1 protein-coding gene is annotated in these 1,038 nt (G+C 72.2%); it reads right to left on the reverse strand.

The genetic code is table 11. The features are described from left to right. Positions 1 to 72: 72 nt before the first annotated feature. A partial coding sequence (locus HMPREF3086_RS02165) for an Ig-like domain-containing protein (protein WP_141763953.1) occupies positions 73 to 1,038 on the reverse strand: 966 nt, incomplete at its 5' end.

Here is a 1,038-nt window from a genome sequence, read left to right on the forward strand (position 1 = left end):
CCCCGCCGCTGCCGGCGGGGGCGGAGGCGGGCCGCGGTCTTTCAGCGGGCACGCAGGGGCACCGCGTGGAGGTCAGCTACCCAGCGACCCGAGCGACCCGGAGCTGTGCAGGGCCAGTCCGAGCGAACCGAACAGGCCGATGATGCTCAGCGAACCGGTCGAGGGCTCCTGCGGGTCGGTTCCCGGGTCGGCGTCCTCGTCCACGATGAGCGTCTCCGTGGCCTCACCGGGGGCGTAGGCGCCGGGATCCGCGGGCAGGAACTCGGCCAGGACCGTGTACTCGCCCTGCTCACCGGCCACGTGAACCAGCGTGGCCACACCGTTGACAACCGGGACGGTGCGAGCCACGCCGTTCACGGTGAAGCGCACCTGGCCCTGGGCGTCAGCGGGAGTGACCCGCGCGGTGATGGTGACTTCCCGGCCCGGCTCCGCCGTGCCGGCGTCGAGCTCCACGGTCGTGGGTACGGCCTCGACGTCGCTCTCCACCTGGACGGTCCGGGTGTCGCTGCTGCCGTTGTAGCGGCCCGCATCGGTCGGGATGAACGTCGCCGTGACGGTCAGCTCGCCCGCCGCGGTGGCCGGGAGCTCGGCCGTGGCGACGCCCTCGGCATTCACGGGGACGCTGATCGGGGTTCCACCGGCGACGAACTCGACGTTGCCCGCGACACCGGCGGGCGTGACGCTCGCGGTGGCGGTGACGGTCTCACCGACGGTCACCTCCGTGGCATCGAGTGAGAGCTCGGTCTGAGTGGCCACGGCATCGGCCGTCACGCTCCGGGTGTCACTGCTGCCGCTGTAGCGATCGGCTTCGCTCGGGATGAACGTTGCCGTCACCGTGTTGTTCCCGGCGGTCGCAACGGTGAACTCCGCGGTGGCGACCCCGTCGGCCACGCCGACGGTGTCCGACTGGCCGGCGTACTCGAAGCGGACCTGCCCGGCCGCCTCGGCAGGGGTGACCTGCGCGGTGGCCGTGATCGTGCCGCCGACCGTGACCTCGGCAGGGGCCAGGGTGAGTGTGGTCTGGGTCTGTTCGACCTG

Origin of the sequence: Dietzia sp. HMSC21D01 (assembly GCF_001815995.1) — a bacterium.
Classification (GTDB): Bacteria; Actinomycetota; Actinomycetes; order Mycobacteriales; family Mycobacteriaceae; genus Dietzia; species Dietzia cinnamea.